The following is a 19,389-nucleotide window of genomic DNA, read 5'->3' as shown; positions in this document are numbered from 1 at the left end:
AACCATTTCTAGCCTTGATACCTGGAAGTTCAGGTATCACCCGTGAATCCCTTCACAAAAACGATTCAGTCAGTAGTGATAATTAAGCTCAGTTAAGTAGGAAAAGTCTGTAATGGAAAACAGGGACATCCTACGCCGCGGAGCCGGCGCTGTTTAGTTGACGCTGACATTGTGAGAATGAAAAGCGCTCCTGTCTGAGATTCATGACACTTCACCTGCCTTCAGCGCCTGGGAAATCGCCTGGCCCAGCGCACTGACATAAGGGGCCTTGACCAGTGTGTTGTGGGTTCCGGGCAGCGCTGTGACGCTTGGCGGGGTCCCGAGCAACGCCCCCCAGCCCAGCAGCGGGTCGCTGCGTTCCTGCCCGCTGGCGGTAAACAGCGTGACCTTGAGCGGGGTGGCCGGGCTGACATAGGCGCCGACGGCCAGGCGCGTCGCATAGGCCACCGCGAGGTGGCTGCGCAACAAGCCGGCATCGACGTCCTGGGGCAGCTCCTCCGGCAGCAGCCGGTGGCTCATGCACAGGGCCAGCATCGCCTCGATGGCTTCTTCTTGGGCCAGCTCGGTCAGTTGTCGGCGCACATCCGGATCGACCTGCCCGGGCAGCCAGGCCATCAGGAATTGCCCTTCGCTCAAGGACTCCGGCGCGGCCGGCGCCGGGCGGGCCGAGGCGTCGATGATGCCGAGGAACTCCAACTGCTCGCCGCCGGCTTGCAGCTGACGGGCCATTTCATAGGCGATCAGGCCGCCGGCCGACCAGCCGGCGAGGCGGTAAGGCCCTTGTGGCTGGACCTGGCGAATCGCCGCCAGGTAACGCGCGGCCATGGCCGGCACTTCGAACAAGGGTGTTTCGCCGGCGACCAGGCCACTGGCGGCCAGGCCGTAGAGCGGCACCTGTGGGTCGAGCACCGGGGCCAGGTCACGGACATATTGCACTTCGCCGCCCAGGGGGTGGACCAGGAACAGCGGCCGTTGCGAGCCGGTACGGCGTACCGGCACCAGATTGCTGTGCTGACCGGGGCGCGTCTGGCCGTCCAGGGTCCGGGCGAAACCGGCGATGGTCGGTTCGACGAACAGATCGCGCACGGCAATAGGCTTGCCGAGCACCTTGCGCAAGCGCGAGGCCATTTGCACCGCCATCAGCGAAATACCGCCGAGGCTGAAGAAGTCGTCATGCCGGCTGACGTTCTCCAGCTTGAACAGGTCCTTCCAGAGGTTGGCGATGGCGATTTCGGTATCGCCCTGGGGCGCTTCGTAAGGCAGAGCCTCGGACGGCTGTGCTTCAACGGCGGCGGGGACTGCCTCGGCATGGGCCGCACGCGGTAGTGTCGGGGTGTTCTCCAGCACCTGGCCGATCGTCTGTTGCGCGCCGGCCACCAGGTTTTCCAGGACCTTGGCAAACAGCCCGGCGATGGCCTCCACCGTCGCGGTGTCGAACAGGTCGCTGGCGTATTGCAGGCTGCCGCCGATGTGATCGGCGGTGTCCACCAGCGACAACGACAGGTCGAACTGAGTGGTGCGGTGCGCGCTGTCCAGGGACTCGACCTGCAGGCCGGGCAGTTGCAGCGGTGCCGGCGGCGTATTGTCCAGGCTCAGCATCACCTGGAACAACGGGCTGTGGCTCATGCTGCGGGTCGGCTGCAAGGCACTGACCACCTGCTCGAACGGCAGGTCCTGATGGCTGTAGGCCGCCAGTGTCAGGTCCTTGATCCGCACGAGCAACTCGGCGACACGGGTGTCGGCTCCGCTGGCAACGCGCAGCGCCAGGGTGTTGGCGAAGAAACCGATCAACGGCTCCAGTTCCGGACGTTGACGGTTGGCCACCGGGGTACCGACCACCACATCGTTCTGGCCACTCAGATGACTCATCAGCACCGACCAGCCGGCCAGCAGGACCATGAACAGCGTGCTGCCCTGGGCCTGGCTGAAGGCGCGCAGGTCGGCGCTCAAGGCCGGCGAGAAGGCGCAGTTGACGATCCCACCGGCATAACTCTGGATGGCCGGACGCGGACGATCCAGGGGCAGGTTCAGCAGGCTCGGCGCACCTTCCAGATGCTGGCGCCAGAAGTCGACCTGGGCTTGCAGCGCCGGGCCGTCGAGGGACTGGCGCTGCCAGGCGGCGTAGTCCACGTATTGCAGGGCCAGTGCCGGCAACGGGTCCTTTTGGCCTTGGCTGAACGCGGTGTACAGCACGCTCACCTCATGGGCCAGGACACTGTTGGACCAGCCGTCGGAGACGATGTGATGCAGGGTGATCAACAGCACGTGCTCTTCGTCGGCCAATTGCAGCAGCAAACCACGCAGCAATGGCCCCTGGTTCAGGTCGAACAACTGTGTCGCACTGTCCTGACCGAGGCGGACCAGGGTCGCCGCGCGTTCATCACTCGGCAATTCGCGCAGGTCCTCTTGTGCCAGCGGGAAGCGGGTATCGGCCGGAGCGATTTTCTGCAGCGGTTCGCCGTCCACCAGTTCAAAGCGCGTGCGCAGGGTTTCGTGGCGTGCCACCAGGCGATCCAGGGTGGCGTGCAAGGCGGCCTTGTCCAGCGTGCCGGTCAGGCGCAATGCCGTCGGCAAGTGGTAGGCGGCGCCGGCGGCGTGATCCAGGTGATCGAGGAACCACAGGCGTTGCTGGGAGAACGACAACGGCAGGCGGCCCGAGCGGTTGGCCAGGGGAATCGATTGCGCTTCGCTCGGTGCCGAGGCGTTGACCAGTGAGGCCAGGCCCCGCACGGTCGGTGCGTCGAACAGCTCGCGCAGGGTGATTCGCGCGCCGAGCTTGCGCCGCAGCCGCGAGAGCAACTGCACGGCCAGCAGCGAATGGCCGCCCAGTTCGAGGAAACCGTCGTTGCGCCCGACCTGATCCAGGTGCAGCAAGCCTTTCCAGATCTCGGCGATGGCCAGTTCGGTATCGCCTTGCGGCGCCTCGTAGGCCTTGCTGGCCAGGGCGTCCTGGCCGGGGGCGGGCAGGGCACGGCGGTCGAGCTTGCCGTTGGCGGTCAGCGGCAGGGCGTCCAGATGGACGAAGGCGCTCGGCACCATGTACTCGGGCAGGTGCTTGAGCAGCTCGCTGCGCAGCTGTTCGGCCGGAACCGGCTCGCCACAGACATAGGCGACCAGGCGCTGGTTCTCCGAATCACCCTGGTTGTCGTCGCGGGAGATGACGATCGCTTCGCGCAGACCCGGGACGGCCAGCAGGGCGTTTTCGATTTCACCCAGCTCGATACGGAAACCGCGGATCTTCACCTGGAAGTCGTTACGGCCCAGGTACTCCAGGGTGCCGTCGGCCAGCCAGCGGCCGAGGTCGCCGGTTTTGTAGAGGCGAGCATTCGGGACGTCGGAGAACCGGTCGGCGATAAAACGCTCGGCACTCAGTTCGTCGCGGTTGAGGTATCCGCGGGCCACACCGGCACCGCCGATATGAATTTCCCCGGCCACGCCCAGTGGTGCAGGTTCGCCACGGGTATCGAGGACATGCACCTGGACATTGGCAATCGGCCGGCCGATGCTCGGTTTTTCACCGAGGTCACGGATCAGGTCGATGGTGGCGTCGACCGTGCATTCGGTCGGGCCGTACATGTTGTAGAAGCGGATGGTCGGGCAGTTGCGCAGCTTTTCCCAGGTGCTGGCATTGATCGCTTCGCCACCCAGCAGCACGCTGATCGGCTGGTAGCTGTTGCGTTCCAGTAGGCCGGCGGAGAGCAGGGTATCGAGCTGCGACGGGGTCGAGTCGAAGGCATGCACCCGGTGCTGTTCAAGGAAGTCCAGCAGCTCGCCGCCGCTGGCGCGGATCAGTTGCGGGATGATCACCAGCTTGTGGCCGGAGAACAGCTGCGAGATGCCCTTGATCGACATGTCGAAGAAGAACCCGGCGTTAAGGGCCACGGTAGCTGGTGTCGGGCAATGCTGGTGGGTGGTGCGGGTCAGCACGTTCCAGAAGTTGAACACCGAGCGGTGTTCGACCATCACGCCCTTGGATTGGCCGGTGGAGCCGGAGGTGTAGATGACATAGGCCAGGTTTTCCGGCGTCAGGCCTGGAACCGTCGGGTTGGCATCGAAAGCCTCATCGTCAGCGGCACGTAGCGACTCGGCGGTATCGAGCAGCAACAGCGGCGTGTCGCCAGCCGGCAGGGTGAGGGCTGTTTGAGTTAGCAGAGCGCGTGGTTGGCTGTCCTGCAACATGAAGGCCATGCGGTCGGCCGGGTGCGCCGGGTCGATAGGCACATAGGCCGCACCGGCCTTGAGCACACCCAGCAGACCGACAATCATGTCCAGGCTGCGTTCGGCGCAGATGGCCACGCGTTCGTCCGGCCGTACACCGAGGGCCAGCAGTTGCCGGGCCAGATGGTTGGCGCGGCGGTTGAGCTGGCGATAGCTCAGTTGCCGGTCTTCGCAGACCAGGGCCACGGCGTCGGGATTGGCACGGACCTGGCTTTCGAACAGGGCATGGATCGGCTCTGTCGGCGCAAACGCGGTAGCGGTGTTGTTGAAGCTGTTGAGCAGCAGTTGCCGTTCGGCTTCGGGCACGACGTCCAGGCTGCTGGCCAGACGTGCCGGGTCTTGCTCAAGCGCCTCGACCAGCTCGGCAACGGCCTGGCCAAGATAGGCGGCGATACAGTGGGGGTCGATACCACTGATGGATTGCGCGGTCAGGGAGAAACCGCTGGCCACGTTCGCTACGGCAATCTCGATCGGGTAGTTGGTGCGGGTTTCAGAGGCGATGAAGTGGATACCTTCATGCTCGCCCATGTCCTCGACGTTCTCCCCGGAGGCATTCACCAGGTCGCCGTGACGGCAGTTGAGGATCACCGTGAACAACGGCAACGACGCATCCACCGCACTGCAACGCTGGGCCAGGGCCAACGGCGCCTGCTCGTGGGTCAGGAGTTCACTGAGCTGCTGGTAGGCGTCCTGGACGATATCGCCCACGCTGTGGTGTTGCAGGCGAATACGCATCGGCAGGGTGTTGATGAACATTCCCAGCGCATGGTCGGCACCGGTGGTGCCCTGGGAGCGCCCGGACAACACGGTACCGAAGATCCCGTCGTCGCGCCCGCTGGTGGCCGCGACCACCAGGCCCCAGGCCGCATGGAACAGCACCGAGGTCGGTACGCCCTGGGCGCGCGCGGTGCGATAGACCCGGGCACTGAGATCTTCGCTCAAGTGCTGCACCGCACGCTGGATCCCGGCGCCGTTGCCGCGAACATCGAGCACGCCATAAGGCGCGGTGGTGGCATCGACATCGGCCAGCAGGCGGCGGAAGTAGGCCTCATGCTCGGCTTGGGAAACGCTGGCGGCCTGGGCGATGAAATTGCGGTAGGGCTGCGACGGCGGCAGGCTGTCGGCCTGGCCGGCCAGCACCGCCTGGATCTCCAGCATGATCAGGCGCAAGGTGACGTTGTCGCTGACCAGGTGGTGGTCGAGCAATGCCAGCAGCCACTGTTCGCGCCGGGCATCGTAGGTGATATGCGCGGCGATCAGCGGTGCCTGTTGCAGATCCAGGCGCAGATGATGGGTGTCGGTACGCTGGCGTAACGTCTCCAGGGCGTCTTCACCGGGTGCTGTCTCCAGGTTGATCACCGGCAGTTGGGCCCGGCGATGAACCACCTGCACCGGTTGCGGCAGGCCGTGCCAGCGCAGGGCGGTGCGCAGGATGTCATGGCGGTTGATCACCACCTGCACGGCGGCGAGGAAGTTGTCCAGCAGCGTGCGAGTGGTAAAGGTCACCACGGTGCGCATCAGGTAGGCGTCGCCTTCGGACTGCAACAGGTGGTGGAAGAGGATGCCTTCCTGCAAGGACGACAGCGGGTAGATGTCCTGCACGTTGGCGGCGCCGCCCGGAACATCAGAGACGATTTGTTCGATCTCCTGCGGGCTCAGCGTCACCAGCGGCAGCATCTGCGGGGTCAGGGTGGTGCAATCGCCCGGGATCAGGTTGGCCGGGACCACCCGTTCGGCACGGCTGCCGCCGGCGAGGACGGTGGCCATGGCCTGCAGGGTTGGCGCCGAGAACACGGTGCGCACATCCAGTTGCAGACCGGCCTGGCGCAAGCGTTCGATCAGGCTGATCACCAGGAAGGAGTGACCGCCGAGTTCGAAGAAGTGATCCTGGCGACCGACCCGCTCAACGCCGAGCAATTCCTGCCAGGCAGAGGCCAGGGTGGTTTCGATCGCCCCCAGCGGTGCTTCGTAGTGGCGGCTGACGGCGGCGGACAGGTCCGGTGCCGGCAGGGCCGTACGGTCGAGCTTGCCGTTGGTGGTCAACGGCCAGGCCGCGAGGGTCACGAAGGCGCTCGGCAGCATATGTTCGGCCAGCACGCCGGCCAGTTGGCCGCGCAGGGCAGAGGACTCGGGAGCGCTGCCGTCTTCGGCGATCAGGTAGGCCACCAGGCGTTTGTCGCCGGGTTGGTCCTCACGGACGATCACCAGGGCTTCGCGGACTTCGGCACAGGCCAGCAGTTGCGCCTCGATTTCACCCAGTTCGATACGGAAACCGCGGATCTTGATCTGCGAGTCGTTGCGGCCGACGTAGACCACGCCGCCATCGGTGCGGTAACGGGCGACGTCGCCGGTGCGATACAGGCGGGCACCCGGCACATCGGAGTAAGGGTCGGCGATAAAGCGTTCGGCGTTCAGCGCGTCACGGTTCAGGTAATGCCGGGCGACCCCGGCGCCACCGATATAGATCTCGCCATTGACGCCCACCGGCACCGGTTGCTGGTAGTCATCGAGGATGCGCAGGCACAGGTCCGGCAGCGCCGGGCCGATCAGGCTCGGTGCGGCGGTGTCGATCTCGGCCTGGCTGACCGGGTAGTAGGTGGCGTGCACGGTGATCTCGGTGATGCCGTACATGTTCACCAGGCGGGTGCGCGACAGCGGGGTACTCGCGGTCCACGGCCGCAGGCTGCGAAAGTCCAGGGCCTCGCCGCCGAAGATGACTTCGCGCAGGCTGTGTTCTGCCTCGCTGCGGCCGCGCGCCTCGATAAACTGGCGGAAGGCGCTCGGCGTCTGGTTCAGCACGCTGACCTGCTGCTGGCAGACCAGGGCATAGAAGTCATCCGGCGAACGGGCCACGTCACTCGGCACGATCACCAGCTTGCCGCCGTAACTCAGGGCGCCCCAGATTTCCCAGACCGAGAAGTCGAAGGCGAAGGAGTGGAACAGCGTCCAGGTGTCGCTGTGGTCGAAGTCGAACAACTCGGCGGTGGTGTCGAACAGCCGCGCGACATTGCCGTGCTCCACCAGCACGCCCTTGGGCAAACCGGTGGAGCCCGAGGTGTAGATGACATAGGCCAGGTGCTGCGGCGCCAGGCCCAGTTCGTCGGCCTGCGGGTTGAGGTCCAGGTTGCTGTCAGCGGCGGCGTCTTCGCGGTTCAACTCGTCGAGTTTCAGCACCGGCACGTTATGCGCCAGCAGGGCATCGAGGCAGGCCGTCTGTGCGAGCAACGCCACCGGTGCGCTGTCGTCCAGCAGGTAGGCGAGGCGTTCGGCCGGGTAGGCCGGGTCCAGCGGCACGTAGGCGGCACCGGCCTTGAGCACGGCCAGCACTGCGCAGAGCATGTCGACGCCGCGCAGGGAGAGGATCGCCACCCGATCATCCGGGCGCACCCCCTGGGCGAGCAGGGCGCGGGCAATGCCGTTGGCGCGGCGGTTGAGGGCCTGGTAGCTCAGGCTCTGTTCGCCGAAGACCAGGGCAGTGTGCTGCGGGTGATTGGCCGCCTGGGTTTCGAAGCGCTGGTGAATCAGTTGCTCGACAGCGAATGTCGCTTTCGGCGGTAGCAGCGCCGGCGAGGCCTGGCGTTGCGCGGGGGTGAGCAATGGCAGGCCGAGTACCGGTTGCGCAACATCTTCGATCATCGCTTCCAGCAGGATCTGGAAGTGCTGGGCGAAGCGTTCGACGGTGGCGCGGTCGAACAGGTCGCTGGCGTACTCGATCACCCCGGCCAGGGTACCGTTGCTGCTGCCGAGGGTCAGCATCAGGTCGAATTGCGCGGTTTCATGGGCCTGGGCCACGGGCACCAGGCTCAGGCCCGGCAGGCTCAGTTCGACGCCAGCCGGGGTATTGTCCAGCGACAGGGCGACCTGGCACAACGGGTTGTGGCTCAGGGAGCGTGGCGGCTGCAAGGCCTCGATCACTTGCTCGAACGGAATGTCCTGGTGTTCGTGGGCCGCCAGGGTGGTCTGGCGGACCTGCTCCAGCAGTTGCGCCACGCTCGGGTCCTGCCCGAGGTCGACGCGCAGGGCCAGGGTGTTGACGAAGAAACCGATCAGGTTTTCGGTTTCGGTCCGGCCGCGGTTGGCGGTCGGTACGCCGATCACCACGTCGCGCTCGTTGCCCAGGCGCGCCATCAGCACCGACCAGGCACTGAGCAGGCCCATGAACAGGGTGATGTTGTGGGCCTGGCAGAAGCGCTCCAGGCGTTGGTACAGCGCCGCATCGATCTGTACCGGTACGTCGCCGCCACGGTAGCTCTGCACTGCGGGGCGTGGCCGGTCGGTGGGCAGGGACAGCCGCGCCGGGGCGCCGCCCAGGTGCCCACGCCAGAACTCGGCCTGTTCGGCCAGGCGCTCGCCGGTGAAGGTGCGGCGCTGCCACGCGGCGTAGTCGGCATACTGGATCGACAGGATCGGCAGCGGGTCTTCCTGCTGCTGGTTGAAGGCCTGGTAAAGGGCGGCGAACTCCTTGACCAGCACCCCCACCGACCAACCGTCGGAGATGATGTGGTGCTGGGTGATCAGCAGGATGTGTTCGTCATCCGCGAGGCGCAGCAGGCGCCCGCGAATCAGCGGACCCTGGCGCAGGTCGAAGGGCGCCGTGGCTTCGCTGTTGCCAATGCGCGAGGCGCTGAGGCTGGCCTGCTCGTAGGACAGCGTGCGCAAGTCCTGCTCGGCCAGGGCGAAACCGCAGTCCGCCGGGGCGATAATCTGCACCGGCTGTTCGCCGTGGCGTTCGAAGGTGGTGCGCAGGCTTTCGTGACGCGCCACCAGGCGGTCGAGGGCGGCCTTGAGTGCGACGTGGTCGAGATTGCCGCGCAACAGCAGCGACATCGGCATGTGATAGGCACTGCTGGCGCCGGGATCGAGCTGGTCGAGGAACCACAGGCGTTGCTGGGAGAACGACAGCGCCAAGGGCGCGCTGCGCTCGACCGGCTCGATGCTGTCGGTCTCGGTCGCTTGCAGGCCGCCGACCACCCGCGCCAGTTCGGCCACGGTCGGGTGGCTGAACAGCTGGCGCAGCATCATCTCGCCGCCCAGTTGCTGACGTACCCGGGAAACCAGTTGCGCGGCCAGCAGGGAGTGGCCGCCGAGTTCGAAGAAGCCGTCATGCCGGCCCACGCGTTCCAGGCCCAGCAGTTCCTGGAATATCTGCGCCAGGGCCAGTTCGGTGGCGCCTTGCGGTGCGGTGTAGCCGCGCTCGGACATGGCATCCAGGTCCGGCGCCGGCAGCGCGTCCTGGTCCAGCTTGCCGTTGCCGGTCAGCGGGTAGGCCGCCAGGCTGACAAAGGCGCTGGGGATCATATAGTCGGGCAGGGTGGCGCCCAGTTGTTTGCGCAAGGCCGCGATTTCCAGGCGGACCGACGGCTTGGCGATCAGGTAGGCGATCAGGCGCTTGCCCTGGCCCACGTCATCGCGAGCCAGGACCCGGGCTTCGCGCACGCCGTCACAGGCCAGCAGCTTGGCCTCGATTTCCCCCAGCTCGATACGGAAACCGCGAATCTTCACCTGGGCGTCCATCCGACCCAGGTGAATGATCTCGCCGTTGTCCAGCAATTTGCCCAGGTCCCCGGAGCGATACAGGCGCTCACCGGGACGCAGCGGGTCGGCGATAAAACGTTCGGCGGTCAGCTGCTCACGGTTCAGGTAACCGCGACCGACCCCCAGGCCGCCGACACAGATTTCCCCGGCCACGCCGATGGGCAGCAGGCGCTGCTGGGCGTCGAGGACATAGGCCACGGTGGTCGGGATCGGTCGGCCGACATTGGAGATACCGGCAGCGATATCCGCCGCCGCGATGGCCTTGTAGGTCACGTGCACGCAGGTTTCGGTGATGCCGTACATGTTTACCAGCGCCACATGGGCGAAGGCCTGATGGAAGGCGTCGAGCTTGCCCAGCTCCAGGCTTTCACCGCCGAAGATCACATAACGCAGGTGTTCCAGGCGCACATCGCTGCGGGCCAGGGCGGCGCCGCTGAGCTGCAGGAAGGCCGACGGGGTTTGGTTGAGCACCGTCACCTGTTCGCGTTCGAGGAAACCCAGCAGCTCCGCCGGATCGCGGCGCAGGGCTTCGGGGACCAGGCTCAGGCGGCCGCCGTAGAGCAGGGCGCCGTACATCTCCCAGACCGAGAAGTCGAAGGCGTTGGAGTGGAACAGCGACCAGACATCCTCGGCATTGAAGGCGAATTCCGAGCGGTTGTTGTGCATCAGCCGCACGACGTTGCGGTGTTCCAGCAGCGCACCCTTGGGTTCGCCGGTGGAGCCCGAGGTGTAGATCACATAGCAGAGATGGTCCGGGGCGTTGAGGTTGGGCAGGTTGGTCGAATACCGGGCGTTGTGGGGCGCCGCATGGGTCGATTCGGGCGCGAAGACTTCAATGCCGAGCGCCAGCAGCGCGGGGCTGATGTCCTGGCCGGCGATGGCCTTGCTGGTACCGCTGTCGCGCAACACATAGGCGATACGTTCAGCCGGCGAAGCGGGATCGATCGGCACATAGGCGGCGCCGGCCTTGAGCACCGCCAGGGTGGCGATGATCATCGCCAGCGAGCGCTCCAGGACAACGGCCACCAGTTCCTGCGGTTGCACGCCCGCGTCGCGCAGACTGTGGGCCAGGCGGTTGGCCTGTTCGTTGAGTTGGCGATAGCTCAGGCGTTCCTCGCCGAGGTTGACGGCGATATTGTCCGGGGTCAGGCGCGCCTGTTCCTCGAAGATCTGGTGCAGGGTCAGGCTGTCGGGCCAGGCGGCTTCGGTATTGTTGAAGTCGAGGACCTGCCGCTGGCGCTCGGCCGCATCCAGCAGGGCGACGTCGTCGACACGCTGTTGCGGGGTGTCGACAAAGGCCTGCAACAGGCGCACGTAGTGACGCATCAGTTGCTGGATAAATTCAGGGTCGAAGAAGTCGGCGTTGTAGGCCAGGTGACCATTCCAGTGTTGCTCGCCAGCACTGATCAACAGGTGCAGGTCGTTCTTGCCGTAGCCCAGGTTGGTTTCCAGGCTGTTGACCGCAAGCCCGGCGATCAAGGTGCGGCTGTCACTGACCTGCTGGAAGTTGAACAGCACGTCGAACAGCGCGGTGCGGCTCATGTCCTTGGCCGGATTGAGGGCCAGTACCAACTGGTCGAACTGCATGTGGCGATGGCGGCGCGCATCGGCCAGGGTACCGGCGGTCTGTTCCAGCAGGGTTTGCAGAGTGGTGTCGCTGTCGCAGGTACCGCGGATCACCAGCAGGTTGTCCAGCGGGCCGACCACGTCTTGCAGGGCCGGTTCGCGGCAGGCTGCCGTAGTGCCGATGACCAACTCGTCGTGCCCGGCATAGCGCCGCAGCAGGGCGGTGAAGGCGCTCAGCGCCAGGCTGTCGGTACTGACGCCGACTTCCCGGGCCAGCTCGCCGAGGCGCTTGACCAGCGCCGCCTCGATAACGAACTCATGGGTGGCTTCGCTGAAGACATGCACCGCCGCCCGTGGGCGGTTGAGTGGCAGCTCCAGAGCTTGCAGCTTGCCGCGCAGTTGATAGCTCCAGTAGGCCCGCAGGTTTTCGCGCACGGCGGCCGGCAACTGGCGCTGCCAGGCGGCGAAGTCGCCGTAACCCAGGGACAGCGCCGGCAGCGTGGCTTCGCGCTCGGCGCAGGCGGCTTCATAGAGGGCCAGCAGGTCGCGCTTGATCAATTGCATCGACGTGCGGTCGGCCAGCAAGTGGTGCACGGCCAGGGCCAGCACGGCATTTTTCTCGTCCGCGCGAATCAGGCTGGCACGCACCAGGCTGCCGCCGTTCATGTCCAGGGGACGGCGGGTTTCGGCCAGGGCCAGGGCCGTCAGGTTGCCCGGAGTACCCTGGAGCTGTTCCAGCACCAGGCTCGCCGGGCCGTCAAAGCTCTGCCAGGCGCTGGCACCGTCGGAATGCACCCGGCAGCGCAGGATGGCGTGGCGGGCCAGCAGCCCGTCGAGGGCGGTTTGCAGGGCCGGGACCTGCAGTTCGCCGAAGATCTCCAGCAGCAGCGCGACGTTGTGATAGACCGGGTTGGCCTCGTACAGGTAGCCGGTTTCGAAGGTGTCGACGAACCAGACCCGTTCCTGGTGATAGGACAGCGGCAGCCGTGCCGGGACCGGCACCAGCGCGCTGACCTCGGGTAGCGCCAGGGCGGCGTCCAATTCCAGGGCGCCGAGTCGGGTTTGCGGGGCTTCGGTGAAGCACTGCAGCAGGCGTTCGAAGCGCGCCGCCAGGCGTTCGACGGTACTGGCGTCGAACAGGGCGGTGGAATACGACAGGCTGCAGGACAGGCTCGCGCCGCCTTCGTCGATATGTAACGACAGGTCGTGCTGGGTGTTGTCCTTGTGCGACGGCAGGAACTCCAGGTTCAATCCCGGCAATTGCAACTGCCCGCCGGCACCGCCGGCGTTGGTGTAGAGCATGGTCTGGAACACCGGACTGTAGCTGGCGCTGCGAGGTGGCTTGAGGGCCTCGACCACTTGCTCGAACGGGGTGTCCTGGCGGCTGGCGGACTCCAGCAGAAGTTCCTTGACCTGTTGCAGCACCTGGTCGAGGGTCGGGTTGGCGTCCAGGCGCACCCGCAGGGCCAGGGTGTTGACGAAGAAACCGATCAACGCCTGCACGTCCTGGCGGTCGCGGTTGGCGGTCACGGTGCCGATCACCACGTCCTGCTGGCCACTGATCCGGCCCAGCAGGACCGCCCAGGCGGCCATCAGGGTCATGAACGGGGTCGCGGCACGGGACTGGGCGAAGCGGGTGATGGCCGCGGACAGGGCCACGGGCAAATCGAAGCTCAGGGTCTCGCCACGGTAGCTCTGCACCGCCGGACGTGGCCGGTCGGTGGGCAACGCAAGCAAGGCCGGGGCGCCGGCCAGGTGACTGCGCCAGAACTCGACGTGCCGGCTCAGGCGTTCGCCTTCCAGGTGCCGGCGTTGCCAGGCCGCGTAGTCGGCGTATTGCAGGGCCAGGGCCGGCAGGGGATCGGCCTGGCCGGTGCTGAAGGCCTGGTACAGCGCGGCGAACTCCTTGACCAGCACCCCGATGGACCAGCCGTCGGAGATGATGTGGTGCTGGGTGATCAGCAGGCGGTGTTCATCGTCGGCCAGGCGCAGCAGGCTGCCACGGATCAGCGGCCCGTTCAGCAGGTCGAAGGGCGTCGTGGCTTCGCGTTCGCTCAACCGGGCGGCCTGTTCTGCCGCCAGCTCGACGGAGAGGTGGCGCAGATCGTGCTCCGCCAGGCTGAAGCCGCAGTTGGCCGGCGCGATGATTTGCACCGGCTGCTCGCCGTCACGGCGGAAGGTGGTACGCAGGCTTTCATGGCGGGCCACCAGTTGATCGAGGGCGGCCTTCAGTGCGTTGTGGTCAAGGCTGCCGCGCAGCACCAGTGCTGCCGGCATGTGGTAGGCGGCGCTGGCCGTCGGGTCCAACTGATCGAGGAACCACAGGCGTTGCTGGGCGAACGACAGCGCCAACGGACCGTCGCGGTCCACGGCAACCATGTCGTCCGAGGTGGTATCGACGGTCCGCGTGGCGCCGCGCTGCTTGAGCAGGCGCAGCATGGCGGCACGTTTCAACTGGTCGAGACTATCGTTATGTGAGTTCAATTTATCAAGCATCCTTGGAGACGATAGCGAGCAGTTCGCTTTCAGACAGCGAAGCCATTTCTTGTTGCAGGTCCAGCAGTTCGTCCGACTCGTACTGCGCCAGTTGCAGGGTGGTGACCAGGTCGGCCAGGGCCTGCAGCGACGGGTGTTCGAACAGGCCCCTCAGGGGCACTTCGACACCGAAGGTCTCGCGGGCCCGGAGGGTGACCTGCACGGCCAGCAACGAATGACCGCCGAGTTCGAAGAAGTCGTCATGCCGGCCGATGCGTTCGAGGCCCAGCAGGTCGGCCCAGATCGCCGCCAGCAGGGTTTCGGTCTCATCGTTGGGCGCTTCGTACTCGCGGTGGGCGAAGTCTTCGGCGGCAGGGACCGGCAGGGCGCGACGGTCGAGCTTGCCGTTGGGGCTCAGCGGCAGTTGCTCGACCAGCACGAAGGCTGACGGCACCATGTAGTCCGGCAGTTGCGAGCTGAGGTAAGGCCGCAATGTATGGCTGGCATTGCGTCCGGCCAGGTGCGGCTCGACGCTCAGATAGGCCACCAGACGGGTGCTGCCCGGAACATCCTCGCGAGCGATCACCGCCGCCTCGCGTACGCCCGGCAGGGTCAGCATCAGCGCTTCGATTTCACCGGGTTCGATACGGAAGCCGCGGATCTTCACCTGCTGGTCGTTACGGCCGAGGAACTCGAGCACCCCGTCGGGACGCATCCGCACCAGGTCGCCGGTGCGGTACATCCGTGCGTCGTCGCTGAGGCCGAACGGGTCGGCGAGGAAGTGCTCGGCGTTCAATTGCGGCCGGTTCAGGTAGCCACGGGCAATCCCTTCGCCACCGATATACAGCTCACCCGAAACCCCCAGGGGCACCGGCTGGCCTTGCGGATCGAGCAGGTACAGGCGGGTATTGGGAATGGCCTGGCCGATCGGCACCGTGCCCTGTTCATCACCGGAGCAGCGGTGCACCGTGGCCCAGACCGTGCCTTCGGTGGGACCGTATTCGTTGTACAGGGTGATGGCCGGTTCGAAGCTGGCGCATTCCTGCACCAGCAGCGGCGGGCAGGCTTCGCCGGCGACAATCATCTCGCGCAGGCTGGCGTGACCCTTGCCGCTGGCCAGGCTGCCCAGCACCAGGCGGCCCAGGGACGGCACGCAGAGCAGGGTGGTAATCGCCTTGGCATCGATGAAGCGGGCAACGGCTTCGGGATCGCGGGCGGTCTCGGCATCCGGGATGCACAAGGTGCCGCCGCTGACCAGGGTACCGAAAATCCCCGCCACCGAGCTGTCGAAGGCAATCGAGGAGAGCAGCAGGAAGCGCCGGTCTTCGTTCGGTGCGTAGACGGCGCAGCGGGCCAGGGTCGAGGCCACCAGGTTGCGGTGCTCGATCATCACGCCCTTGGGCTTGCCGGTGGAACCGGAGGTGTAGATCACATAGGCCAGGTGTGCCGAGGTCAGGGCGCCGGCGGCGAACCGTGGATTTTCCAGGTCGGCTGCCGGCGTCAGCGTATCGGCCTGTTCGAGCGCCAGGTAGCGGGTCGTGCCAGTCAGTTCGCCCACCGCCGCGCGTCCGAGCGGATCGGCCAGCAGCAAGCGCGGTTGGGCATCCTCGACAATCGCGACGAGGCGTTCGGCCGGGTAGGTCGGGTCCAGCGGCACATAGGCGGCACCGGCCTTGAGAATGGCGAGGATGCTGACGATCATCGCCGCGCCGCGTTCGACACAGATGGCGATCAGGTCACCTGGCTGGGTGCCGGCCGCGATCAGCTGTTGGGCCAGGTGGTTGGCGCGGGCATTGAGTCCGGCATAGTCGAGGCTGCCCTGGGCATCGACCAGGGCGATGGCTTCCGGCGTCCAGCACACCTGCTCTTCGAACAGTTGCTGGATGCAGGCGTCCGTCGGGTAGTCCAGGCGATTCTGGTTGAAGGTTTCGAGCAACAGGGTGCGCTCCGCGGGCGGCAGCACATCGAGTTGCGTGAGGGGGATTTTCGGTGTGTACATCAGCGCCTGGGTCAGTTGCTCCAGGGCACGCTGCATCAGGGCGCAGAGGCGTTGCGGGTCCACCGGCCGCACGCTTTGCACCAACAGGCCGAGGTCGTCGCCGTAGTCGTTGACCGACAGGGTCAGCGGATAGTTGGTCCGCTCGGCGCTGTCGAGCATGCGCATGCCCGGCCATTGCAACTGGCTGTCGTCGCTCTGGTGGCGGTAGTTGAGCAGGCTGGTGAATAGCGGCAGGGCCTTGGCCACGCCACTGCAACGTTGGGCCAGGGCCAGGGATGCCTGTTCGTGGGCAAGCAGCTCGCCGAGGTCGCGGTGAGTCGCCAGGACCAGCTCATGGGCCCCTTGCGCGGCCAGTTGCACCCGCACCGGCAGGGTATTGATAAAGACTCCGAGGGCCCGTTCGGCACCCGCCGAACCTTGCAGGCGACCGGCGACCACGGTGCCGAAGACCACGTCGTCGCGGCCGGTGCAGCGGGCCAGGACCTGGGCCCAGGCCACATGGAACAGCACCGCCGGGGTCATTCCGCGTTCGCGGGCCTGGGCCCGGATACGCCGGCTGAGTTCGCTGCTCAGGTGCACCTCGGCTTCTTCGATGTGGTTGCCGTCGCCCTGGACTTCCAGCAGGTCGAACGGCGCGGTCGGTGTATCGACATCGGCCAGGCGGCGGCGGAAGTAGGCTTCATGGACTTCAGCCGGAGTGGCCTGGGTCTGGGCGATAAAGTCGCGATAGGGTTGTGGCACCGGCAGGCTGTCGCCCTGGCCGTGGAGGATCGCGTGGATTTCTTCCAGGACGATTTCCAGGGTCACATGGTCGCTGGCCATATGGTGGTTGAGCAATGCCAGCAACCAGCGCTCGGAGTGCGGATCGCGGGCGATACAGGCACGCATCAGCGGCGCCTGACGCAGGTCCAGGCGCAGTTGCCGTGGATCGTTGAGGTTGCGCAACTGCTCCAGCGGGTCCTTGTCGCTGTCGAGGGTGACACTGTGCACCGGCAGGCGAGCGTGACGTTGCACCACCTGCACCGCCTGGGGCAGGCCGTCCCAGTGCACGGCCGTGCGCAGGATGTCATGCCGCTCGATCACCTGCTGCAGGGCACCGATAAAGGCGTCCAGGTGCTGGCGGTCGTCGAACTCGATCATCGAGCGCACCAGGTAGGCGTCGCCTTCATGGCCGAGCAGGTGATGGAAGAGAATGCCTTCCTGCAGCGGCGCCAGGGGATAGATGTCCTGGATATTGGCGGCCCCGCCGGGCACGGCGGCGACGATTCGCTCCAGCTGCATGGCGTTCAGCGTCACCAGCGGCAACATATCCGCTGTCAGCTGTGTGCAATCGGCCGGAATCCGGTTGGCCGGTGCCTGGAACAGCGCTTCACTGGCCTGGCCCACGGCCAGGGCCAGCTCGCGCAGGCTCGGTGCACTGAAGACCCGCCGCACATCGGCGTTCAGGCCTTGTTCGCGTAGGCGTTCGATCAGGCTGACGGCCATCAGCGAGTGGCCGCCGAGCTCGAAGAAACCGTCATGGCGACCGACACGTTGCAGACCGAGCAATTGCTCCCAGATCGTGGCGATAACTTGTTCCACGGGGCCCTGAGGGGCCTCGTAGGTACGGCTGGCGTAGGCGTCCTGGCCCGGCTCCGGCAGGGCCCGACGGTCGAGCTTGCCGTTGGCGGTCAAGGGCAGGACATCCAGCACCACAAAGGCGCTCGGCACCATATGGCTGGGCAGGCGGGTCAGCAATTCGGCGCGCAATTGCTCGGCGCTGGCCGGTTCGCCACAGAGGTAGGCGATCAGGCGCTTGCTGTCGGCTTGTCCGGCCTGCTGCTCGCGGGCAATGACTGCCGCCTCGCGAACACCAGGCAGGGCGGCGAGGGCCGCCTCGATTTCCCCCAGTTCGACCCGCAGGCCACGGATCTTCACCTGGTCGTCATTGCGCCCGAGGTATTCCAGGGTGCCGTCGGGCAGCCAGCGGCCGACGTCGCCGGTCTTGTACAGGCGGGCGTTGGCCAGTGCGGAGAACGGGTCGCTGATAAAACGCTCGGCACTCAGTTGCGGCAAGTTGAGGTAGCCGCGGGCAACGCCGACGCCGCCGATATGGATCTCGCCGCGGACCCCCACGGGCAGCAATTGACCGTGGTTGTCCAGCACATGCAGTTGCATATTGCGGATCGGCCGGCCAATCGGGATCGAACGCTCCTGGTAGGTCGCCAGGTCCATGTCCGCCGTGTGCCAGGCGACCACGTCGCTGCACTCGGTGGGGCCGTAGCTGTTGATCACCGCCGGGCGTGGCAGGGCGAGTTTTTCCAGCATGGCGATCTGAATCGGCTCGCCCCCCAGGACCACGCGTTTCAGGCAGGCCAGGGCCTGTTGTGGGTCAGCGTCCACCAGGGCGTGGAAGGCACTCGGTGACAGGTTGATGTGGGTGACGCCGGCCTCGGCGATCTGCGCGACGATGGCCGCGGGGTTGAACGGTTCTTCGGCCAGGTGCAGCGCCGCGCCGACCATCAGTGGCGCAAGGATATTCTTCTGGGTCAGGTCGAAGTTGTAGGAGGAGGCCAGCAGCACTGCGTCCCCGGCATGCAGCGCCAGGTCCTCGAGGTACCAGTCGAGCAGGTTGCGCAGGCCGCGATGTTCGACCATCACGCCCTTGGGCAAGCCGGTGGAGCCCGAGGTGTAGATCACATAGGCCAGATGGCTGAAGTTCAGCGCCGGCACCTGCGGGTTGTGATCCGCTACGTCGAGCAGCGTCGGGTCGTTCAGTTCAAGGGTCGCCAGGCCCGCGGGCAGCGGCAGTTCGTCCAGCCCTTGCTGGAACACCAGGGCCCGTGGCGCGCTGTCGGCGAGCATATGGGCCAGGCGTTGCGCAGGGTATTGCGGGTCCAGTGGCACGTAGGCAGCACCGGCCTTGAGGATACCGAGCAGGCCGATGACCATCTCCGGACTGCGGCGGACGCAAAGGCCGACGGTGTCGTCAGGGCGCACGCCGAGAGCGATCAGACGGTGGGCGATACGGTTGGCCCGGGCATTGAGCTCGGCGTAATCGAGGGGTTGTCCGGCGCAGACCAGTGCCACCGCGTGCGGGGTGAGTGCCGCCTGGGCCTCGAAGACACGCTGGGGCAGACGCTGCGGCTGTTCGTCCAGGGGCGTTTGCGCTGGATTGAAGGTCGTCAGCAGTTGCTCGCGTTGATCTGCGTCGAGCCATGGCAGGCTCGCCAGCGGTTGTCCGGCATCGCCGAGCAGGGCGTCGAGCAGGTGCAGCAGATGGCGGCTCCAGCGGGCGATGGTGCTTTCGTCGAACAGATCGGTGGCGTATTCGAACTGGCCACGGATGCTTTCACCGTCGTCGTTGAGCGACAGGCTCAGGTCGAACTGGGTGGTGCCGGTGACTTGAGGCAGTGGGGTCAGTTCCAGGCCGGGCAGGGCCAGAACCTGGTCGTGAGGGGTATTGCCGAGCACCAGCATCGCCTGGAACAGCGGGCTATGGCCCAGGCTACGCTCCGGTTGCAGGGCTTCGACCACCTGTTCGAAAGGCAAGTCCTGATGGCTGTAGGCGTCGAGGGTGGTGGCCTTGATCTGCGCCAGCAACTGGTCGACGCGAC

General features: G+C 66.1%; 2 protein-coding genes. Both read right to left on the bottom strand.

Annotated elements, in window-relative coordinates:
- Positions 1-201: 201 nt before the first annotated feature.
- Positions 202-13,803, bottom strand: coding sequence for a non-ribosomal peptide synthetase (locus M5B42_RS12500; protein WP_248746007.1), 13,602 nt, complete (start codon positions 13,801-13,803; stop codon positions 202-204).
- Positions 13,804-13,807: 4 nt separating this feature from the next.
- The coding region (locus M5B42_RS12495) for a non-ribosomal peptide synthetase (RefSeq protein ID WP_248746006.1) at positions 13,808-19,389 on the bottom strand (5,582 nt) is incomplete at its 5' end.

The organism is Pseudomonas sp. MWU12-2037 (genome assembly GCF_023242345.1).
In the GTDB taxonomy this organism is placed as follows: domain Bacteria; phylum Pseudomonadota; class Gammaproteobacteria; order Pseudomonadales; family Pseudomonadaceae; genus Aquipseudomonas; species Aquipseudomonas gingeri_D.
Note: the sequence above shows the minus strand (reverse complement) of the source record. Positions and strands in the feature narration are given on the sequence as shown.